The organism is Chryseobacterium sp. DT-167 (genome assembly GCF_058310155.1).
Genome location: NZ_JBZEEQ010000006.1, coordinates 165,350 through 183,072, shown reverse-complemented (window position 1 = coordinate 183,072; position 17,723 = coordinate 165,350). Strand labels below are relative to the sequence as shown.

16 protein-coding genes are annotated in these 17,723 nt (G+C 34.7%); 4 read left to right on the top strand and 12 right to left on the bottom strand.

The genetic code is table 11. The annotated features are described in order from the left end of the window. Positions 1-5: 5 nt before the first annotated feature. From AC4FQ5_RS10335 to AC4FQ5_RS10325, 3 genes are all read right to left on the bottom strand, one after another. Positions 6-740, bottom strand: a complete 735-nt coding sequence (locus AC4FQ5_RS10335) for a hypothetical protein (protein ID WP_491143017.1) — start codon at positions 738-740, stop codon at positions 6-8. Between the two features lie 390 nt (positions 741-1,130). Next, positions 1,131-1,415, bottom strand: coding sequence for a DUF6146 family protein (locus tag AC4FQ5_RS10330; RefSeq protein ID WP_491143016.1), 285 nt, complete (start codon positions 1,413-1,415; stop codon positions 1,131-1,133). A 183-nt stretch (positions 1,416-1,598) separates the two neighbouring features. After that, positions 1,599-2,786 carry an endonuclease/exonuclease/phosphatase family protein gene (locus AC4FQ5_RS10325; RefSeq protein ID WP_491143014.1) on the bottom strand — a complete coding sequence of 396 codons (1,188 nt, stop codon included), beginning with the start codon at positions 2,784-2,786 and terminating at the stop codon, positions 1,599-1,601. A gap of 247 nt (positions 2,787-3,033) precedes the next feature. Here AC4FQ5_RS10325 and AC4FQ5_RS10320 point away from each other — a divergent pair, with 247 nt between their 5' ends. Both AC4FQ5_RS10320 and AC4FQ5_RS10315 read left to right on the top strand, forming a co-directional pair. After that, positions 3,034-5,901 (top strand): carboxypeptidase regulatory-like domain-containing protein, encoded by a 2,868-nt coding sequence (locus tag AC4FQ5_RS10320; RefSeq protein ID WP_491143012.1) that lies wholly within the window; start codon positions 3,034-3,036, stop codon positions 5,899-5,901. 26 nt (positions 5,902-5,927) lie between these two features. Beyond that, complete coding sequence (locus AC4FQ5_RS10315) at positions 5,928-7,316, top strand: M949_1556 family lipoprotein (RefSeq protein ID WP_491143011.1); 1,389 nt, start codon at positions 5,928-5,930, stop codon at positions 7,314-7,316. Positions 7,317-7,420: 104 nt separating this feature from the next. Here AC4FQ5_RS10315 and AC4FQ5_RS10310 read toward each other — a convergent pair whose 3' ends face one another. The 5 genes from AC4FQ5_RS10310 to AC4FQ5_RS10290 form a co-directional block, all read right to left on the bottom strand. Beyond that, complete coding sequence (locus tag AC4FQ5_RS10310; protein ID WP_491143010.1) at positions 7,421-7,891, bottom strand: DUF6702 family protein; 471 nt, start codon at positions 7,889-7,891, stop codon at positions 7,421-7,423. 58 nt (positions 7,892-7,949) lie between these two features. Further along, positions 7,950-8,702 (bottom strand): LOG family protein, encoded by a 753-nt coding sequence (locus tag AC4FQ5_RS10305; protein WP_491143009.1) that lies wholly within the window; start codon positions 8,700-8,702, stop codon positions 7,950-7,952. Positions 8,703-8,709: 7 nt separating this feature from the next. Next, positions 8,710-9,423, bottom strand: a complete 714-nt coding sequence (locus AC4FQ5_RS10300) for a nucleotidyltransferase family protein (RefSeq protein ID WP_491143007.1) — start codon at positions 9,421-9,423, stop codon at positions 8,710-8,712. Between the two features lie 88 nt (positions 9,424-9,511). Beyond that, positions 9,512-9,919: a RapZ C-terminal domain-containing protein gene (locus AC4FQ5_RS10295; protein ID WP_491143005.1), complete on the bottom strand. Its 408-nt coding sequence runs from the start codon at positions 9,917-9,919 to the stop codon at positions 9,512-9,514. 130 nt (positions 9,920-10,049) lie between these two features. Further along, complete coding sequence (locus AC4FQ5_RS10290) at positions 10,050-11,069, bottom strand: aminoglycoside phosphotransferase family protein (protein ID WP_491143003.1); 1,020 nt, start codon at positions 11,067-11,069, stop codon at positions 10,050-10,052. Between the two features lie 50 nt (positions 11,070-11,119). Between AC4FQ5_RS10290 and xrtF the strand changes: the two genes are divergently transcribed. Together xrtF and AC4FQ5_RS10280 are read left to right on the top strand one after the other, a co-directional pair. Continuing rightward, positions 11,120-11,650, top strand: coding sequence for an exosortase family protein XrtF (gene xrtF / locus AC4FQ5_RS10285; RefSeq protein ID WP_491143001.1), 531 nt, complete (start codon positions 11,120-11,122; stop codon positions 11,648-11,650). Then, on the top strand, positions 11,637-12,074 hold the full coding sequence (locus AC4FQ5_RS10280; RefSeq protein ID WP_491142999.1) for an exosortase F system-associated membrane protein: 438 nt from the start codon (positions 11,637-11,639) through the stop codon (positions 12,072-12,074). The genes xrtF and AC4FQ5_RS10280 overlap by 14 nt, the downstream gene beginning before the upstream one ends. Positions 12,075-12,306: 232 nt before the next feature. On the opposite strand, the gene AC4FQ5_RS10275 is transcribed toward AC4FQ5_RS10280, so the two are convergent. The 4 genes from AC4FQ5_RS10275 to AC4FQ5_RS10260 all read right to left on the bottom strand — a co-directional run bounded on the left by AC4FQ5_RS10275 (position 12,307) and on the right by AC4FQ5_RS10260 (position 17,598). Further along, on the bottom strand, positions 12,307-13,299 hold the full coding sequence (locus tag AC4FQ5_RS10275; protein ID WP_491142998.1) for a cation diffusion facilitator family transporter: 993 nt from the start codon (positions 13,297-13,299) through the stop codon (positions 12,307-12,309). A gap of 51 nt (positions 13,300-13,350) precedes the next feature. Beyond that, positions 13,351-14,343, bottom strand: coding sequence for an aspartate-semialdehyde dehydrogenase (locus AC4FQ5_RS10270; RefSeq protein ID WP_491142997.1), 993 nt, complete (start codon positions 14,341-14,343; stop codon positions 13,351-13,353). An 85-nt stretch (positions 14,344-14,428) separates the two neighbouring features. Beyond that, positions 14,429-14,860: a hypothetical protein gene (locus AC4FQ5_RS10265; protein WP_264748811.1), complete on the bottom strand. Its 432-nt coding sequence runs from the start codon at positions 14,858-14,860 to the stop codon at positions 14,429-14,431. An 89-nt stretch (positions 14,861-14,949) separates the two neighbouring features. Then, a complete protein-coding gene (locus tag AC4FQ5_RS10260) occupies positions 14,950-17,598 on the bottom strand; it encodes a TonB-dependent receptor (RefSeq protein WP_491142996.1) in 2,649 nt (882 codons plus the stop codon). Positions 17,599-17,723: the final 125 nt, after the last annotated feature.

Genomic DNA, 17,723 nt, shown 5'->3' with positions numbered 1-17,723 from the left:
TGTTATTAATTTTTAGATTCTAATTCTTTTATTCTTTTATTTTGCTCAATCGTATAAAGAGTAAGCTCTTCAATTTTCTGTAAAAGTTTAATCTGAAACTCACCCACATTTACTCCTTCTTTTTCCATTTGTTTAGCCGAAGCTATTTCAGGTAAATGTTTTTTCTCTTTGATGTGTTTTTCAACATCTTCCAATTTTGGAAGATTGTATTTTTCTTCAAAAACAAAATCGGCTGTTGGTGTGAGTGTTACTTTTATTTCTTTTGCTTCAAATTTTTCATCAACTTTTACATTGTCTGAAAACGATGCTTTTCCAATGACATCTAATTTATATTGAGGTGATGATGTTCCTATTCCTAAATTCCCATATCCATCTATTCTCATTCTCTCAGAAGATCCTGTGAAAAAACTCACACCATAAAAGCCAGATAGTCCAACTCCAGGTCCAAAATTACCTCCACCAATGGGGAAAATTCCTAATAAAGACATTCCGTAATTTGAAATTCCATTGGATTTATCAGTTGTATTAAAGCCGATATTTATAATAGTATTTGGAGGTAAACCCCATTGTGTAGAATTAATATCCCCATCAACTTGTAACTTTGCTACTGGATCTGAAATCCCAATTCCAACATTTCCTGTAGTGGGATTCAATGTACTTGGAGAACCATTGGGAGAATAAAATTGTGCAGATAAAGATACTGAGGCGAAAATTGTTAATAATGAAATTTGCTTTTTCATAAAAATTATTTAATGTTATTGTTAGATTTTTGTTATTACTGATATTGCATTTAATTTTTAAGATCAGGTGTAATATGTTATTCTGTTAGTAATTTTATATCACTTAACAGTGTAATAAATACAATTGTTGCATAAAGATTATTTCCAACACAGAGTATTAGATGTAAATGGTATGTTATAAAATTTATTGGGGAATATCTGCGAAAGTATAAAGAAGTTTTTGCGGCAGATATGTTAATGAGAAATTTTGTATTTTCAATACTGAGTTTTTCATGGTTTAATAGCTTGGATGGTTGTTTCACGAAAGTATGAAAAAATCACAACTCGTCAAACTAAAAATTGAAAATTTTAAGTTAACTTTTGTTAAATTTAAAAACATATGGTACTTTTCTATCTGAAACTATCCGAAGCACTCAATCCATTCATTTTAAGCTTGTATTTCCAGTTCACATACACGAAAACCTGGTACAATTTATATTCAAACTTTATCCCGTAATTTTCTTTAGGATCATAGTCGATTGATGATTCAATAACATTTCTGTATCTGCCTGAAGTGTAATAAGAATTCCACTCTGTAACAAGCATTGTATTTCTGCTTTTCAACGTAGATTCTGAATATTGGTTGATTGGTTGAGCAACAGCATTTAAAAAATAATCAAACTGAGTGTCGATCACGGTAAGTTCCTATTCTCCATCATCGTTTTTCTCAGGCTTCATTACAGATTCTTCTTTTTCATTCTTCGGATTAGTCTGAGCAAAAAAATTGAAAGGAATTAGAATTAAGAATAATATTGGAATTAAATTTTTCATAAACATAAAGTTACACAAAAAAAGCACCCGGTGAAGAGTGCTTTATATTTATGGTTCTTTCTGCAAGACGACAAATGCAGGAAAGTGATCACTGTAACCACCTGTAAATTGATCGCCGTTCCATGATCGGAAAGGATAGCCTTTGTAATTTCCTTCTTTGTTGACTAAATACGCCGGAGCATAAATTTCTGCTTTGTACACGGAGTATTCTTTCGGATTTTTATCTAAAACTAAATTTTTAGATACAATAATCTGATCAAATAGATTGGGCGCATCCTGATAAGCTAATGAAGCTACTCCTTTTTTATATAGAGGATACATCAGATTTAAATAAGGTTTTTCGTCATTTAAATCTTTCTCACTTGCTGCTGCTTTCAAATAATTTTTTAAACTTGCACTTACAGGATCATCATTAAAATCTCCCATTGCAAAAAGTTTTGTAGCCGGATCTGCGGATCTGATGCTATCCATTTGTTGTTTCAGTAAAGCTGCTGCTGCATTTCTTTTAGGTAGAGATACTGCTTCACCACCTCTTCTTGAAGGCCAGTGATTCATAAAGAAAGCTACTTTCTCGTTATCAAGTAAACCTGTAACTACCAAAATATCTCTTGTATATTCTCTTTTTCCGTCCGGGCCAAAAACTTTAAGTTCTTTTTTTAAAGAATTTGTCAAGGTAAATCTTCTCTTCTGATATATTAATGCAACATCAATTCCTCTGTAATCATAAGAATTGTAGTGTACAATTCCATAGTCATATTTAGCCAGAGTAGGTTCTTTTACAAGATCCTGAATTACCTGTCTGTTTTCTACTTCTATAAGTCCTACAACAGCAGGAGCAGTTTTTGTATATTGAGAACCCAATTCAGCAATTACTTTAGCGGCATTTTCTAATTTTTTCTTATAAATCTTAGTATTGTAGTTTTTTCCGCTTGCAGGCGTGAATTCTTCTGAGCCGCTTTGGTACCGTATTACTTTTTTACCTACCAATAAACCGTCACTCCATTGCCCTTCATATTTTTCAGCCTCCAAAAATTTAATGGAATCTAAAGGTATGCTTCTGTGAAATGCAGGATTGGTTTTGTCTTTTGTTCCGTCTATATAATCAGCAGAACGAATAGTATCCCAAAGGTTTTCTACATTGAGAAAACCTACTGCTGCCACTCTTTTTACTTTACCTTGTTGCGCAAAAGCTGTTATCGAAAGAATGATCGCTACAAGATTTAAAATTTTTTTCATTAGAGAATATTACAATTATTTAATCTGCAAATTTACTTAATTTTAATTCATACCATTTTAATTAAATGTAAATTTATCATCTAAATATTATCTGTAATTATGATACATTATAGAAATTTAACAATGTTAACAAATTATAATGTTAAAAAATTTATTAAATACAAATTTTTACTAAATTTGTGCCCCCAAAAGTTTTTAACCCATTGAAAACTAACATAAAAAGTATTTAAACAAAGTATATATACACATGATTAAAAAACTATCATTAGTTTCTTTATTTACTTTACTTCCTGCATCTTTTTATTTTGCACAGACTACCGTTTTTGCATATTTGAAGGATGCTCAGGGAAAGCCTGTTGAACAGGCAGAAGTAGATGTAAAAGGAACGGAGAATGATGTGACGGCAGACAAAATTGGTTACTTTCAATTAGTCGATTTGATGCCGGGACATTATGAATTGGTTATCACAAAGCCTAATTACGAAACTAAAGTAATGGCGTTTGACGTGACCAGTGATGAAAAAAGAAAGGATTTAGGAGTTCTTACTTTAAATTCTAGTCTTACAAGCGCAGATCAAGGTTTGGCAATTATTGAAAGCGATGATGATGAAGATAACAGCAGTCAGGCATCAACTGTCGGATTACTACAGTCTTCGATGGATGTTTTCAGCAGAATTGCAGCTTTCGATTTAGGTTTCTACTGGTACAGACCAAGAGGAATTGATGGCAGAATGGGTGAGACTATGTTGAATGGTGTCTCTATGATCAAATCTGATAACGGGAACGTAGATTTTGGAAACTGGGGAGGTCTTAACGAGATTACAAGATATCCGGAGATTTCTCAAAACCACGCTCCATCAGAATATGCTTTTGGTGGTAACAGCTCTGTTATCTATAAAAACACAAAGGCAAGTGAGTACAGAAAAGGATTCCAGTTTACACAATCACTTACCAACAGAAACTACAGAAACAGAACATCTTTGAGATACAGCTCAGGAATGAGCAGCAAAGGTTGGGCATTTACTGTGATGGGGGCTAGAAGATGGGCAGAAGAAGGAATTCAGGAAGGTACTTTTTATGATGCTTATGGTGCTTATTTAGGAATTGAAAAGAAGTTTAATGATAAGCACAGCATGACATTCAATTTTATTGCTGCCCCTTACAGAAGATCTACTGCAAGTCCGAGTACACAGGAAGTTTATGATTACAGAGGAGTACATTACAACTCATATTGGGGATATCAGGACGGAAAACAGAGAAGTGAAAGAGTGAGAAAAGGTTTCCAGCCGATTTTCCAGCTTCAGGATTTCTGGAAGATTACTCCGAAATCAAGTCTTTGGACATCAGTTTCTTATCAATTCGGGAAAGATAAAGGTTCTCGTTTAGATTGGCAGAATGTACAGAACCCTTCGCCAACTTATTACAGGAACTTACCAAGTTATTATGATTCTTTAGATCCGAACGCATCGGTTACACCTCCTCAAGGCGTATCACAAACAACAGCTCAGGATGCTTATCAAACTTCTTTAGCAGCTTGGCAAAATGCCGATCCGAATATTACTCAGCTAAACTGGGATAATCTTTACAGAAGAAATATGCAGCAGCCTGCAGGATCTTACTACGGGCAAACAGGAAAAAGAGCTTTGTATTATCTTGTAAATGATGTAAGTGATGATAAAATCTTTAATGCAGCAACGCATTTTGTTCACAACTTTAATGATACAACTAAATTCTTATTAAACTTATCTTACCAGAATTATCGTTCTGAGCAATACAGAGAAGTAAATGATCTTTTAGGAGCTGATTTTGTCTTAAACAGAGATCCGTTTGCCGCAACCAACCAACCTGGGAAATCAGGATTGTTCAACGAAGGCGAAGAGAATGTTACAAAAAAAGTAGGTGATAAAATGACTTACGATTACATTTTCAGAAGACAAGAGTTTAAAGTAAATCCGGGTATTAAACTTTCTACAGGCAAATTTGATGTTTTCGTTTCTGCAATGGCAGGATATTCTTCTTCAAGCAGAGAAGGGTTGTTTAATCATTATTTATACAAAGATTCATTCGGGAAAGGTCAGGACTACAACTTCTGGAATTATGGGTTGAAAGGTCAGGCAATTTATAAAATTAACGGAAGAAATTTCCTTATTTATAATGGAGCTTATTTTTCACAGACTCCTTACTTAGAAGATTTGTTTATCAATCCAAGAGTAAACGGTTCTGTAGCTCCGAATGTGCAGAATATGGTCATCAATGCTAACGATCTTAGTTATGTGATTTCTTCACCTTTCATAAAATTAAGATTAACAGGATATTTAATCAATTCAAGCAACGAAACTTCTGTACAGAGATTCTTTGCAGATGGTATTCAGCTTAATAATTCTGATGATCAAGGTAATCAAACCGTTGTGCAGAGTGCTTTTGTAACTCAGGTTATGACTGATGTTAAAAGAAGAAATCTTGGTGCAGAACTAGGTGTAGATGTAAAAGTATTGCCTACACTATCTCTACAAGGTTTGGCAAGTTTTGGGCAGTTTACTTATCAGAATGATCCTGTAACTTACTTTGCTTCAGATGCTACCGGAACATTTTCAAACGGACTTTCGTATGTGAACTTGGGAAAAGCTTATATTAAAAATTACAGACAAGGTGGTACACCTCAACAGGCATATTCAGTAGGAGCAAGATACAATTCGCCTAAATATTGGTGGGTAGGTGCAAACTGGAATTATCTTGATGATAATTATCTTGATCCTTCTGCATTGGTAAGAACAGAATCTTTCATTCAGAATAATAATTCAGGAACTCCATATTATGATCTTTCAGAATCTGAATTGAGAAGAGTTTTAGAACCAAACAAATTGCCGTCTGCATTTTTCTTTAATGTAAATGCAGGTAAATCTTGGGTGATTGGTAAGTATTATGTATTGATTTCAGCTTCTGTAAATAATGTGTTTGATAATACAAGATATATCACAGGAGGATTTGAACAAACGAGAAATGCAAAATTCCCGGATTTCAAACAAGATAGTGACAGAGAATTTACATTATTTGCCCCAAAATACTGGTACACTCAAGGAAGGTCTTACTTCGTAAACTTACAATTCAGATTTTAAAAACTTATAATTAAAAAATAATTAAGATGAATATAAAAAAATATTTAAGTATCGTAACAGGAGCTGCATTTGCTGCACTTTCTCTTACTTCTTGTGTACAGAAAGATGAGTGGGATACGCCACCAATAAACTGCAATAACAAATTTGCTGCGACCAATATTACTTTAGCAAATTTTAAAGCTTTGGCTCCTGCTACAGGTTATGTTTTGATAAGTACAGATCAGATATTTGATGGCTACGTTACTTCATCGGATGAAAACGGAAACTTTTACAAAACAATTTCTTTTCAGGATAAACCGGAAAATCCTACTGCAGCTTTGCAGATTGAAGTTGATAAGTCTAGTAACTATGCGGATTTTCCTGTAGGTGCTCATATCAGAATTAATGCAAAAGGATTAAGACTAGGTCTTGATAGAGGAACAGTTAAAATTGGTTCTGTAGATCCTACATATTCTATTGGAAGAATTCCTGCATCTTTATTGTCAAGATATGTATCCGGAGTTTGTAATGGTAACGGTCTTGAAATTGCTGCTCTGAAACCTTTAGAGTTGGCTAGTCTTAATGCTGCAAAAAATGAGCAGTATATTAATATGTTGGTAAAAGTTCCTAATGTGCAATTTTCTTCTGGCGATATTTTACCAGTAAATAAAGCTTTTATTGATTACGTTGCGGGTGCAGGTGTAGATACAGATAGAACATTAGAAGATGCTACAGGAAACAGTGTTGTTTTGAGAAATTCAGGATTCTTTTCTGAAGGTTCAAAATTATTACCAAAAGGAAATGGGGATGCAACATTTGTAGTAAGCCGTTATAACTCAAGCTGGCAAATGCTAATTAGAAAAACGAGTGATCTTAATTTTGTAGGAACGAGAGTAGATTCTGCACCACCAAAAGGAGGTACAGCTATCGCATTTTCAGGTTCTTTCCTTGAAAATTTTGAAAGTTATTCTCCTACAAACCTTGAGGTTTATCCTAAATATGTAAATGATGCATTGATCGGAAACAGATATTGGCAGTTGAAGACATTCAATAATAACAAATATATTCAATTGGGTGCAAATTCAGGATCTGGTCCTTATGTAACTTATTTTGCTGTACCTGTAGATTTTACAGCAGCGAGTACTCTAAAATTTAATGTTAACGTTGGATTCTGGAATGGTAATGCATTAAAAGTTTATTATACAACCGATTATACTGCACTTGGAGATATTTCTGTGGCAACAAAAACAGATATAACTTCATCTTTTACAATTCCTACAACACCACTTTCTGGTTATGGAACTTTAGCTCCAGCCGGAACATATAACATTCCTGCATCTGTTACAGGAAATGGATATATTCTCTTTGAATATTCAGGAAATGGTAGTGGAGTTACCACAACTCTTCAGTTAGATAATATTCAGGTTGAACCATAAGGTGAATACTTTATAATAATTAAGGCTGTCTTTTCTAAGGCAGCCTTTTTAATTAAAAAAACCACCGCAAAAAGCAGTGGCTATTATTTTAAACTAAATTTTTATTAAAACGAAACCTCGTTCACTTCTTTTCCACGTTGGAAATTCATTGTTTTCTGGTTTCCTTTGTAGGCAATATTCACCAAGTTTATTTGTTTAGGAAAAGCGCTTAAAAGAATAGTATTTTTAATTTTTAAACTGCTTATATCCGAAACACCACTTGTCTCAAAATACACCCATACTGTTTCTCCGCTTACCTGGCTTCCTGTGAAAGTGAGGGTTTTGGGAGAATTGTTCACATAAACATCAAAATTGTTGTTTACATATTTCTTCACTTCAGCTTCAAAACCTGCCGTACTTCGGTTGATTTTGATAGCATCTGAAATGTGACTTGTATTCATCTTCGTTGTAAATTTCAGCGTCTTGCTTCCATCAATGTAATCGACTTTCGTCATTGACGAGAAAAAATCTGCCGTCATAAAACTCATGAGTGCGAAGAATGATAAAATACCTGATATGTATAAAAATTTTTTCATCTTAGTTTCTAAATTGTTAATCATTTAGTAAAAATATATGGCTCAAATATAATGCCAATTAAAAGTTAACATTTATTGCATATTTCTCATAAAAAGCTTTAATGTGTTCTACTGCTTCATCAGCAGTGTCTACTACACGATAAAGATCAAGATCGTCTTCAGCAATCATTCCTTCTTTTAATAAAATATCTTTAAACCAGTCCAGAAGTCCGCCCCAAAATTCTGACCCTACCAAAACAATTGGAAATCTTCCTATTTTCTTTGTTTGAATCAGGGTGATCGCTTCAGTAAGTTCGTCTAATGTACCAAAACCTCCCGGCATCACGATAAAACCTTGAGAATACTTTACAAACATTACTTTTCTCACAAAAAAATAATCAAAGTTCATGGAATATAATCTGTTGATATAAGGATTGAAGTGCTGTTCAAAAGGAAGATCAATATTTAATCCGATAGATTTTCCTTCTGAATTGAAAGCTCCCTTATTACCCGCCTCCATGATTCCGGGTCCGCCACCTGTAATGATCCCAAATCCTATTTTTGTGATCTTCTCTGCAATTTCTACTGCCATTTCGTAATATTTGCTTTCAGGCTTTAATCTTGCCGATCCGAAAATAGAAACGCAGGGACCAATCTTAGCCATTTTCTCATATCCGTCAACAAATTCTGCCATGATTTTAAAAACCATCCAGCTGTCTTTGGTAACGATTTCATCCCATGTTTTCTGTCTGAAACTGTTGTGTAATTTTGATTCGTTGATATCTAATTCAGGATTTTGTAAACTTTCATCCCTGCTACCTTCAATTCCCATTGTCTTTTTATTTAAAATATTTTTCGGCTTCTATTACAGATGCCGGTCTTCCTACATCGATCAGGATGTTGTCATGCAGAAAACCGTGAATTTTTTCGGTCTGCATCAGATCCAGATATTCTTCCATTACAGAAAATTTGCCTGTCCGTTTTATTTTATCAAATATAACAGGATTTATGCAATGTACACCGCTGAATGCGTAAGGTTTAAATCCCTTGTTAAACTCAGCCAATCGCTGTTCACCAGTCTGTACATTCAGCCATCCTCTCAAGACCATGTCGTCGTTGAAAAGTAATTTCCGCGAACTTTCTCTGTCTGAGACTGCTAAAGTAGCAAAATCTTTGATCTTCTTGTGGTATTCTACAAAATTATCAATGTTGATGTCAGTTAGAATATCCGCATTCATGATCAGGAAGTCTTCGCCATGATCAAGAAATTTTTTAGCAAAAATCAAACCACCTCCGGTTTCCAGGAGTTCTTCAGATTCATCAGAAACTTCTATTTTACAGTTGAAGTTGTTGTTCTTTTTAAGGAAATCAATAATCTGATTACCAAAATGATGCACATTCACCACAAAATCTGTAATCCCGAAACCTTTGAGATACGTGATATTTCTTTCCAAAAGCGGAATGCCGTTTACTTTAGCCAAAGCCTTTGGATGATGATCTGTAAAAGGTTTTAAGCGTGTTCCTTTTCCTGCTGCAAAAATTAATGCCTTCATAAAATATGGGTAATTGGTAATGAGTAATTTTGATGTATAAATAATAATAGCAGAGCCAAGATATTACTTATTGCACATTGCTGATTACCTATTTATTAAGTTGGTGTTGCTCATCATGATGAAGACTCACTTCCACCTGATCTCCGTATTTTTCTTCGATAAAATGAGCAATTTTTATTGCAGAATAAACCGACCTGTGTTGTCCTCCTGTACATCCGAAGTTGATCTGAAGATTTTCGAAACCTCTACCCAAATAATTGTCGATGTTGATGGAAACCATACTTTTTACCAATTCAAGGAATTTGGGCATATCGGTTTTTGTCTCAAGATATTCCTGAACGCCGATGTCTTTTCCGGTCTGTATTTTATATTCTTCCACTCTTCCCGGGTTTAAAATTCCACGGCAGTCGAATGTAAAACCGCCTCCATTACCCGAGTCGTCTTTGGGTATTCCTCCTTTTTTATATGAAAAACTGTGGATGTCTATGTGCAACATTTATTTTATTTTTTATAATTTATATTTTTTCATTTGTGTTTGTCATTCCAGAGGAATCTAAACCGGATCAATTCAGCTGTTGAGATTCCTACGGAAAGACAAACTTTGTATCAAATCTTATGGATTAATCTTAGTGTTTCAAAATCTCCGCAATTTTAAATTTCGTTTTATCTAAATTCAATTGTTGAATCACTTTTCCCAATTCAGGATAATATTTCATCTCTTCCCAATTTTCAGAAAATGTGGTAATGTTTTGAATTCCTTTATCAATGCTTGTAACAAAATGTTGCTTTCTCTGAATAAGTCCACGGAAACCATAAGCTCCCAAAACCTGTAAGAATCTCATCATCTGAATCGGTTTTACTGAGTTTTCCAGTTGAATCTGGATTTCCTTGTTTTCAAACTGGTGAATGTAAAATTTAAGCATTTTATTTTTAAAATCTTCAGGAAAATTTGCTTTTGCCTGATACAGAAAAGAGATCACATCATACATCAAAGGACCTTTCATCGCCGACTGATAATCGATAAATGAAACTTCATTCTGATCATTCACCATGATGTTTCTAGCCTGAAAATCGCGGATCATTAAGCCTTTAGGTTCAAGATTTTCGATGAGGCTGACCAATCTTTTAAATTCCCTCAGAAGATTAGATTTATGATATTCAAGCTCCAGTACATCTGCAATAAAATTTTTGAAGTAATACAAATCATGCATTACCGGAAGCTCATCATAACTTTCATATTCAAAAGTTTTGGTAAAATCAATCTGGTCCTGCGTTTTGGTTTGCAAGTGAAAAAGTTTTTCTAAGGTCTGCTTTACCAAAGATTCTACATTTCCGGACAGACCTTCTTTCGAAATAATTTCTGAAAGTGTCTGTCTTCCCAAATATTCCTGAATATATAATTTCCTGTCTTCAGAAACTTTAAAGATCTTCGGAGTATTGAGAGTTAAGCCCGAGAAAACTTCAGAAAAATAAAGAAAACTTTCATTCTCCGGAATATTTTCGTTGTAGGTTATGATGTACGTATCATTTTGATTTTGAGCCAAAAAATTGACCCTTGCAGAACCGCTTTGAGCTAAAGTGACAAATTGAGTTGATTTTTCGCCAAAATGGTTTTCAAAAAATCTTTTTGCGTTTTCAGAAGTCATAATATGGTAACAAATATACTAATTTACGTTCGATTTTTTATCTTTGCATCATGCTAAAGGACTTTAAGCCTGTTTTGGGAATTCTGTTGCGTTTCATCATCATTTATCTGGTGCTGCTCTTTGCTTATCAGTTCTATCTGAACAGTTTTAAAGCTCAGGGACTTGACCCTTACTCCCGTTTGATTGCCGATCATGTGATGTTTATTCAAAATAAATTAAACTTCCCGACACACTTACTCGATGACGTTCCCAACGAGCAGGTGGGATATATTGTGAAAGGAAAATATGTGACGAGAATGGTAGAAGGCTGCAACGCAGTTTCTGTGATTATTCTTTTTGTGTCTTTTATTTTTGCTTTTTATAAAGGGGCTAAAACTTTTATTTTTGCAGGAATTAGTCTTGTTGTTTTATACATAATGAATGTTTTCCGGATTGTAGGACTGAATATCGTAACGAGTGATTACCCGCAATACAATAAAATAGCTCACGATTATCTTTTTCCTGCGGTGATTTATGGAAGTGTGGTGATTCTCTGGCTGGTCTGGATTAAATTTTTTGCCTTGAAAAATGAAAATTCTTAGTTGGTTCCTGGTTTTAGCCGGAGTCTGCGGACTTGTTGGTGTGAGAATGACAGAAAACGAGATTTTTTACGATCCTTTTCTGAATTATTTCCACGAAGCTAATAAAAACATTTCTTTTCCTGAATTTATTTGGGGGAAATTGATTTTCAGTCACCTTTTCAGATTTCTATTAAACCTTTTTTTCTCATGTGTGATCATTCATTTTTTATTTAAAAATAAACAATGGACTTTGCAGGGAGCGGTTTTGATCACAATTATTTTTGCAATCACTTTTCCTATTTACTTATACTGCATTCATGACAGATTTGAGATTGGTTACCTTTTTTCTTTCTACATGAGAAGGTTTGTAATTCAACCTCTGATTTTACTTTTGATTATACCCCTGTTTTATTACAGGAAACAAATTTTAATGAAAAACTCGTGATCAATATTAATTTGTAATTTTTTATTTTAACTTTTTGATTCCCCGACAAAGTGACCTGAATTTTCTTACAGATATTTTGTGAATAGCCCGGATCGCAGCGGTTACCCCGCAACAAGCGTTGGCAAATTCAGCGAAGTCAGAATAAGCGGCTGTGTGAGGAGTATGAGCGAAGAGCCGGAAATAGCTTCTAAAAAAATGCAGCTAATAGACATTATCAGATAGCTGCAAATGGTTATTCTGCAGTATGTTTTTCCACTCTGGTTACATTTTCGGCAGTCCATTTTACTTTTTTGGTAAAAGGCTGTTCGCGGACGGGGCAGTCGAGAATCTGACAAACAGGGCAGGAGATAGGTTTGCAGTCATCCATATGAAAATTGAACTCTACAGTTCGTTTGGTGTTTTTCGCTAAAAGGAGAATGGCTTTTTCCATTTCATTGTGTGCATCCCGAAGACTGTAATACCAAGGCAGTGTAATGTGTGCGTCAATATGCAGAGAAGCTCCGAATTGCTGAATCTTCATGTTGTGGATATCAATCCATTCTGTATGTCTGTTTTTTTCTAAAAGGTCAATGATGCTGTTGAGAAGTTCAGGATCTTGCTCATCCATAATTCCGCTTAATGCTTTTCTTACGATTCTGTAGCCTACAAAAATTATGTAACCTCCGAAAAGTAATGCAACGGCAGAATCGATCCAATAAATTCCGGTAAAATAAACGATAATCAAGCTGATCACCACTCCCAAAGTGGTCAATGTATCTGATTGCAGATGCTTCCCTGAAGCTATAAGCACTACGGAGTTTACTTTTTTTCCTTTTCGAATAGAGATGTAACCTAAAATATAATTAATGACCGCTGTAGCTGCAATGATTACAATTCCCCAGTCGATCCGGGAAATGATTTTACCCGTTAAGAGGCTATTGGCACCTTCGTAGATAATCATGATCCCTGCAATGATGATCAAAGCACCTTCTATTCCTGATGTTACAAACTCTACTTTTCCGTGACCATAAGGATGATCTTCATCTTTTGGTTTTGCTGCCAGATAAAGAGAGTATAAACCCATAAATGCACTGATGATATTAACGATGCTTTCCATGGCATCAGAAAATACGGAGTCAGAGTCTGTGATTTTCCAGGCAATTATTTTTGCAGTAAATAAAAGTATACCGATAGCTGCAATAATCTTCTGGAAATTGATATTGTCTGTGTTTTTGCTACTTCTCATAATTTGATAAAAAAAAGAATCTCTTTTGGAGACTCTTTTTATTTTGTTAGTTTATACTAAGTTATTTGCTACTAAGTATTCTGCAATCTGTACTGCGTTGGTTGCAGCACCTTTTCGCAGATTGTCTGCTACAATCCAGAGGTTGAGTGTTTTCGGTTGGGAGAGATCTCTTCGGATTCTTCCTACGAAAACTTCATCTTTCCCTTCTGAATAGAGTGGCATTGGATATTCGTTGTTTTTTACGTTATCCATTACGATTACTCCAGGAGTTTCTGATAAGATTTTTCTTACCTCGTCTAGCTCAAATTCGTTTTCAAATTCGATATTTACGCTTTCAGAATGACCTCCCTGTACCGGAACTCTTACTGCAGTTGCCGTTAAATTAAATGTGTCATCACCCAAAATCTTTTTAGGCTCTTTCATTAATTTAATTTCTTCTTTTGTATAATCGTCATCAGCAAAAACATCACAATGTGGTAAGGCATTTTTGAAAATCTGATAAGGATAAACTTTAGCAACAGAATCATCACCAGCAATTTCAGCATTTAACTGATCAACGGCTGCTTTTCCTGTACCTGTTACAGATTGATAAGTAGAAACGATGACTCTTTTTAAATCATATTTTTTATTCAACGGACCTAAAACCATTACCAATTGTATGGTAGAACAGTTTGGATTTGCAATAATCTTATCTTCTTTTGTCAGAACATCTGCGTTGATCTCAGGAACGACCAGTTTCTTCGTTGGATCCATTCTCCATGCAGAAGAATTATCGATAACGGTAATTCCAGCTTCTGCAAATTTAGGAGCGTATTCTAAAGAAGTTGATCCTCCTGCAGAGAAGATGGCGATATCAGGTTTGGCAGCTATAGCGTCGTCGATGCTTACGATAGTATAATCTACCTGTTTATATTTCACCTGTTTACCAACAGATCTTTCCGAAGCTACGGGAATCAATTCTGTTACAGGGAAATTTCTCTCTTCGAGAACTTTAAGCATCACTTGTCCAACCATTCCTGTTGAACCTACTACAGCTACTTTCATAAGTTGATAATATTGTTTTTTAAAGGTTATATGCAATCGCGTGGCGATTTCATTGTTGTTAAAAAAAATTAAGTTAAATATATAATTAAGCTCCAAAGACTCTTGTCCATGGAAATGCAAATGCAAATAAGCCTACTGCGATCAATCCCATGATCACAATTCCTAAAGAAATAGTGTCGTTGGATTTTACTTTTTTGTTGATGATGGTCATCAAAACTGCAGCAATCAGCATTGAAAAAGGATGTTCTACATACTGAAATCTCAAATCAGCATTTTTCATTACTGATCCCATATCCAGCCCTTTTGTAAAATTCATGATCAGCATTACAATACCAATTAAAAATTGTACATGGAAGAAAATCATCGTGAAAAGCGTGATTTTTTTCAGGAATTTATTTACTTTACCGCTATATCCGAACATTACTGTTAAGAGTGCGATGATAAATAAAGAGGTTAAAGCGAGCTCCAGATAAGCAAAACCTTTGTGGGCGCTCAGTAAAATTTTGTAAAGATCCATACTTCTATTTTTTCTGTTTATTAAGTGTACAAATATAAAAAAATCCCAGCTATAAAGCCGGGATTTGGTATTTAATAAAAATGAATTTATTAGAATCTAAAAGTTAAAGTGGTAGACCATGTTCTTCCGTAACCGAAATAAACCTGGTTTTGTTGGCTAATACCTTTATATTGTCCTGCTGCTTGATATGCGGCAAATGCTGTATTTCCAGAAGTTCCAGCAGCAAAGTTTTCTCTTGTTTGGTTTGCGTGGATATTTGTAGTAGCTTCTGAAATATACGTAGTATCAAATAAGTTGTAAACGTTTGCCCCAATTGTAAAGCTTTGCCCACTTCTTAATTTGAACACATATGATGCACCTATGTCAAATAAATGAAAGTCAGGTAATTCTAATGCTCCAAATTCTGTTGCTGGCGCTCTAAATGTAGCTGTGTTTCTAGAGTTGTCAAAATCATTTACGTTAAATCCAGCGTACAAATCATTTGCGTATCTCCAGTTAGCGTAAAATCTTAATCCTTGTACTGGCTTTACAATTGCAGTAAATGAAGCAGTCATTTGTGCTGCATCACCTACCTTAACTCCATCTAACGCCAATGTTGCAGTGTTTGATCCTGGTGATAAGTTGATTGGGTTGTTGTTTTCGTCATAAGATGTACTAGATGCATCACCTTTATACTCCCAATTTCCCATAGAGAACATACCTTCTAGCTCAAGATATTGCCCAACTTTATAGAATCCTTCAAATTCAACTCCAGAGTGAACCTCGGTGATTCCGTTTACTTCTGCATATGCATTCTGGAACGTTCCTCCATTACCATCTGGAATTGTTAAACCAGTTCTTCTTTGGAACCTATCTGCCCAAGAAGTTCTGTATAAGTTAACATTAGCTCTGAAAATCGAAGATCTGAAACCATAACCTAATTCCGCAGAGAAGATTTTCTCATTCGTTAAGTTAGGATTTACTACCTGCTGGTTATTTGGATAAACTGCGGTGAAAAATGGTTGTCTAGAATAGTAACCGATATTTCCAAACACATTATGTTGATCATTAATGTTATAATTTAAACCTCCTTTTACGTTATAACCTAAAATATCTTTAAATCCGGTTTTTCTGTTAACCACTTGACCAGTTGTTGCACTTGGTTGTTTTGTAACTCCGTCAACTACCCAATTGTCAATTCTTTGGAAACCTTGATTAGATACAGATCCTTGCGCAAATGCAGAAATTTTGTCGTTTGAATACTCAATTTGTCCAAAACCACCATACCATAAAACTTCACCATTATAATTTCTGCTGGCGATCTGAGAATCATCTTTAATTGCTTTAACAAAAGGATTAGCAGAAGGTACCGCATTGTATGCTTGTGTCACAGTATAGAAAGGCTGAGAATTGAAGTTTTGATTTTCACGGTATTCTTTGTTTCCTAAGAAATCACTAATAACTCCTGGGTGATAGCCATAATAATATCTAGCGTCAATTCCAACTTGGAAATTCCAATTTTCATTTACTTTGTGCTGGAAATTTGATAAAATTCCATACCAATCATGAGAGTTTACGTGTGCTCTTCTTACTAAACCGTTATTTCTTGTAGCAATACCTGGAGTTGCATTTGCTGGAGCTGCAGTACCAGCGTTATTTGTGAAATCTGAAATAACAGCACCTTGATTCCATCTTACGATGTCATCCCATCTCATTTGTCCATCAGCTGTTTTAGCAACGTTGAAGACGGATTTGCCGTTAATGCTTCCTAAGAAACCAGTTCCACCACCTCTACCCCAAGATCCATATCCAACAGTAGATAATTTAGAACGTTCTGAAATTTTCCAATCCCAGTTAATAGATGCAATTGGCTTTGAATAGTAGTTTGTATTTGTAGAGAATTCTTCACCATTTAAATTACCCCAGTTTGAGTTGTATTTTCTGTTTGGCTCACCATCTTTACCATATTTTATATAAGTTTGGATCGTATTTGTAAAGTTTTGGTTATGCCATTGAGGTGCTCCTGTAAATGTAAACTGTAAATCATGCTTTTCATTTGGTTGATAACCCAAAGCAAAATAATAGTTGTACGATTCGAAATTAGTTCCATTAGCATACATTGCTCCTGCTGTTCTACCTAATAAAAATGAAGAAGACCATCCTGTTTTAGATTTTCCAGTATTATAAGCAAATGAAGTTTTTAAATATCCATCATTAGCTATACCTAGTGTTACAATACCTTCTTTCTTTTTATCAGAAGCTTTAGTGATGTAGTTCATTGTACCTCCAACTGATGCAATAGCCAATTTTGAAGAACCAAGACCTCTTTGTACCTGAATATCTGAAGTTACGTCGGAAAGACCAGCCCAGTTTGACCAATAAACAGCTCCGTTTTCCATGTCGTTTACAGGCATACCATTGATCATTACCGCGGTATTTGAGTTTCCAAAACCTCTTACTCTGATAACAGCGTCACCGAAACCACCACCACCTTTGGTTACATAGACTGACGGTGTTGTGTTTAAGATTTCAGGAAGTTCTTGGTTACCTAATCTTTCAACGATTTGTGCAGCTTTAATATTTGAAACTGCTACAGGAGTTTTTCTGTCTTTTGCAAGATCGGCTACACCTGTAATTACAACTTGCTCAATATCTCTTGACCTTGTGTCAATCGTGTCTTGAGTCTGCTGTGCATAATAAACGCTAGCTGTGGATAATGTGATTATCACGGTTAGCATCGATTTGTTGATTAATTTCATAATCGTAAGTAATAGTTAGAATTAAATTTACTGCAAAATTCGACAAATAAATTTTAACTATTATTAACTCAATGTTAATTTTTAATCAGTCTTAATAATGATTAACTTGCTGTTTTTCAGTTAAA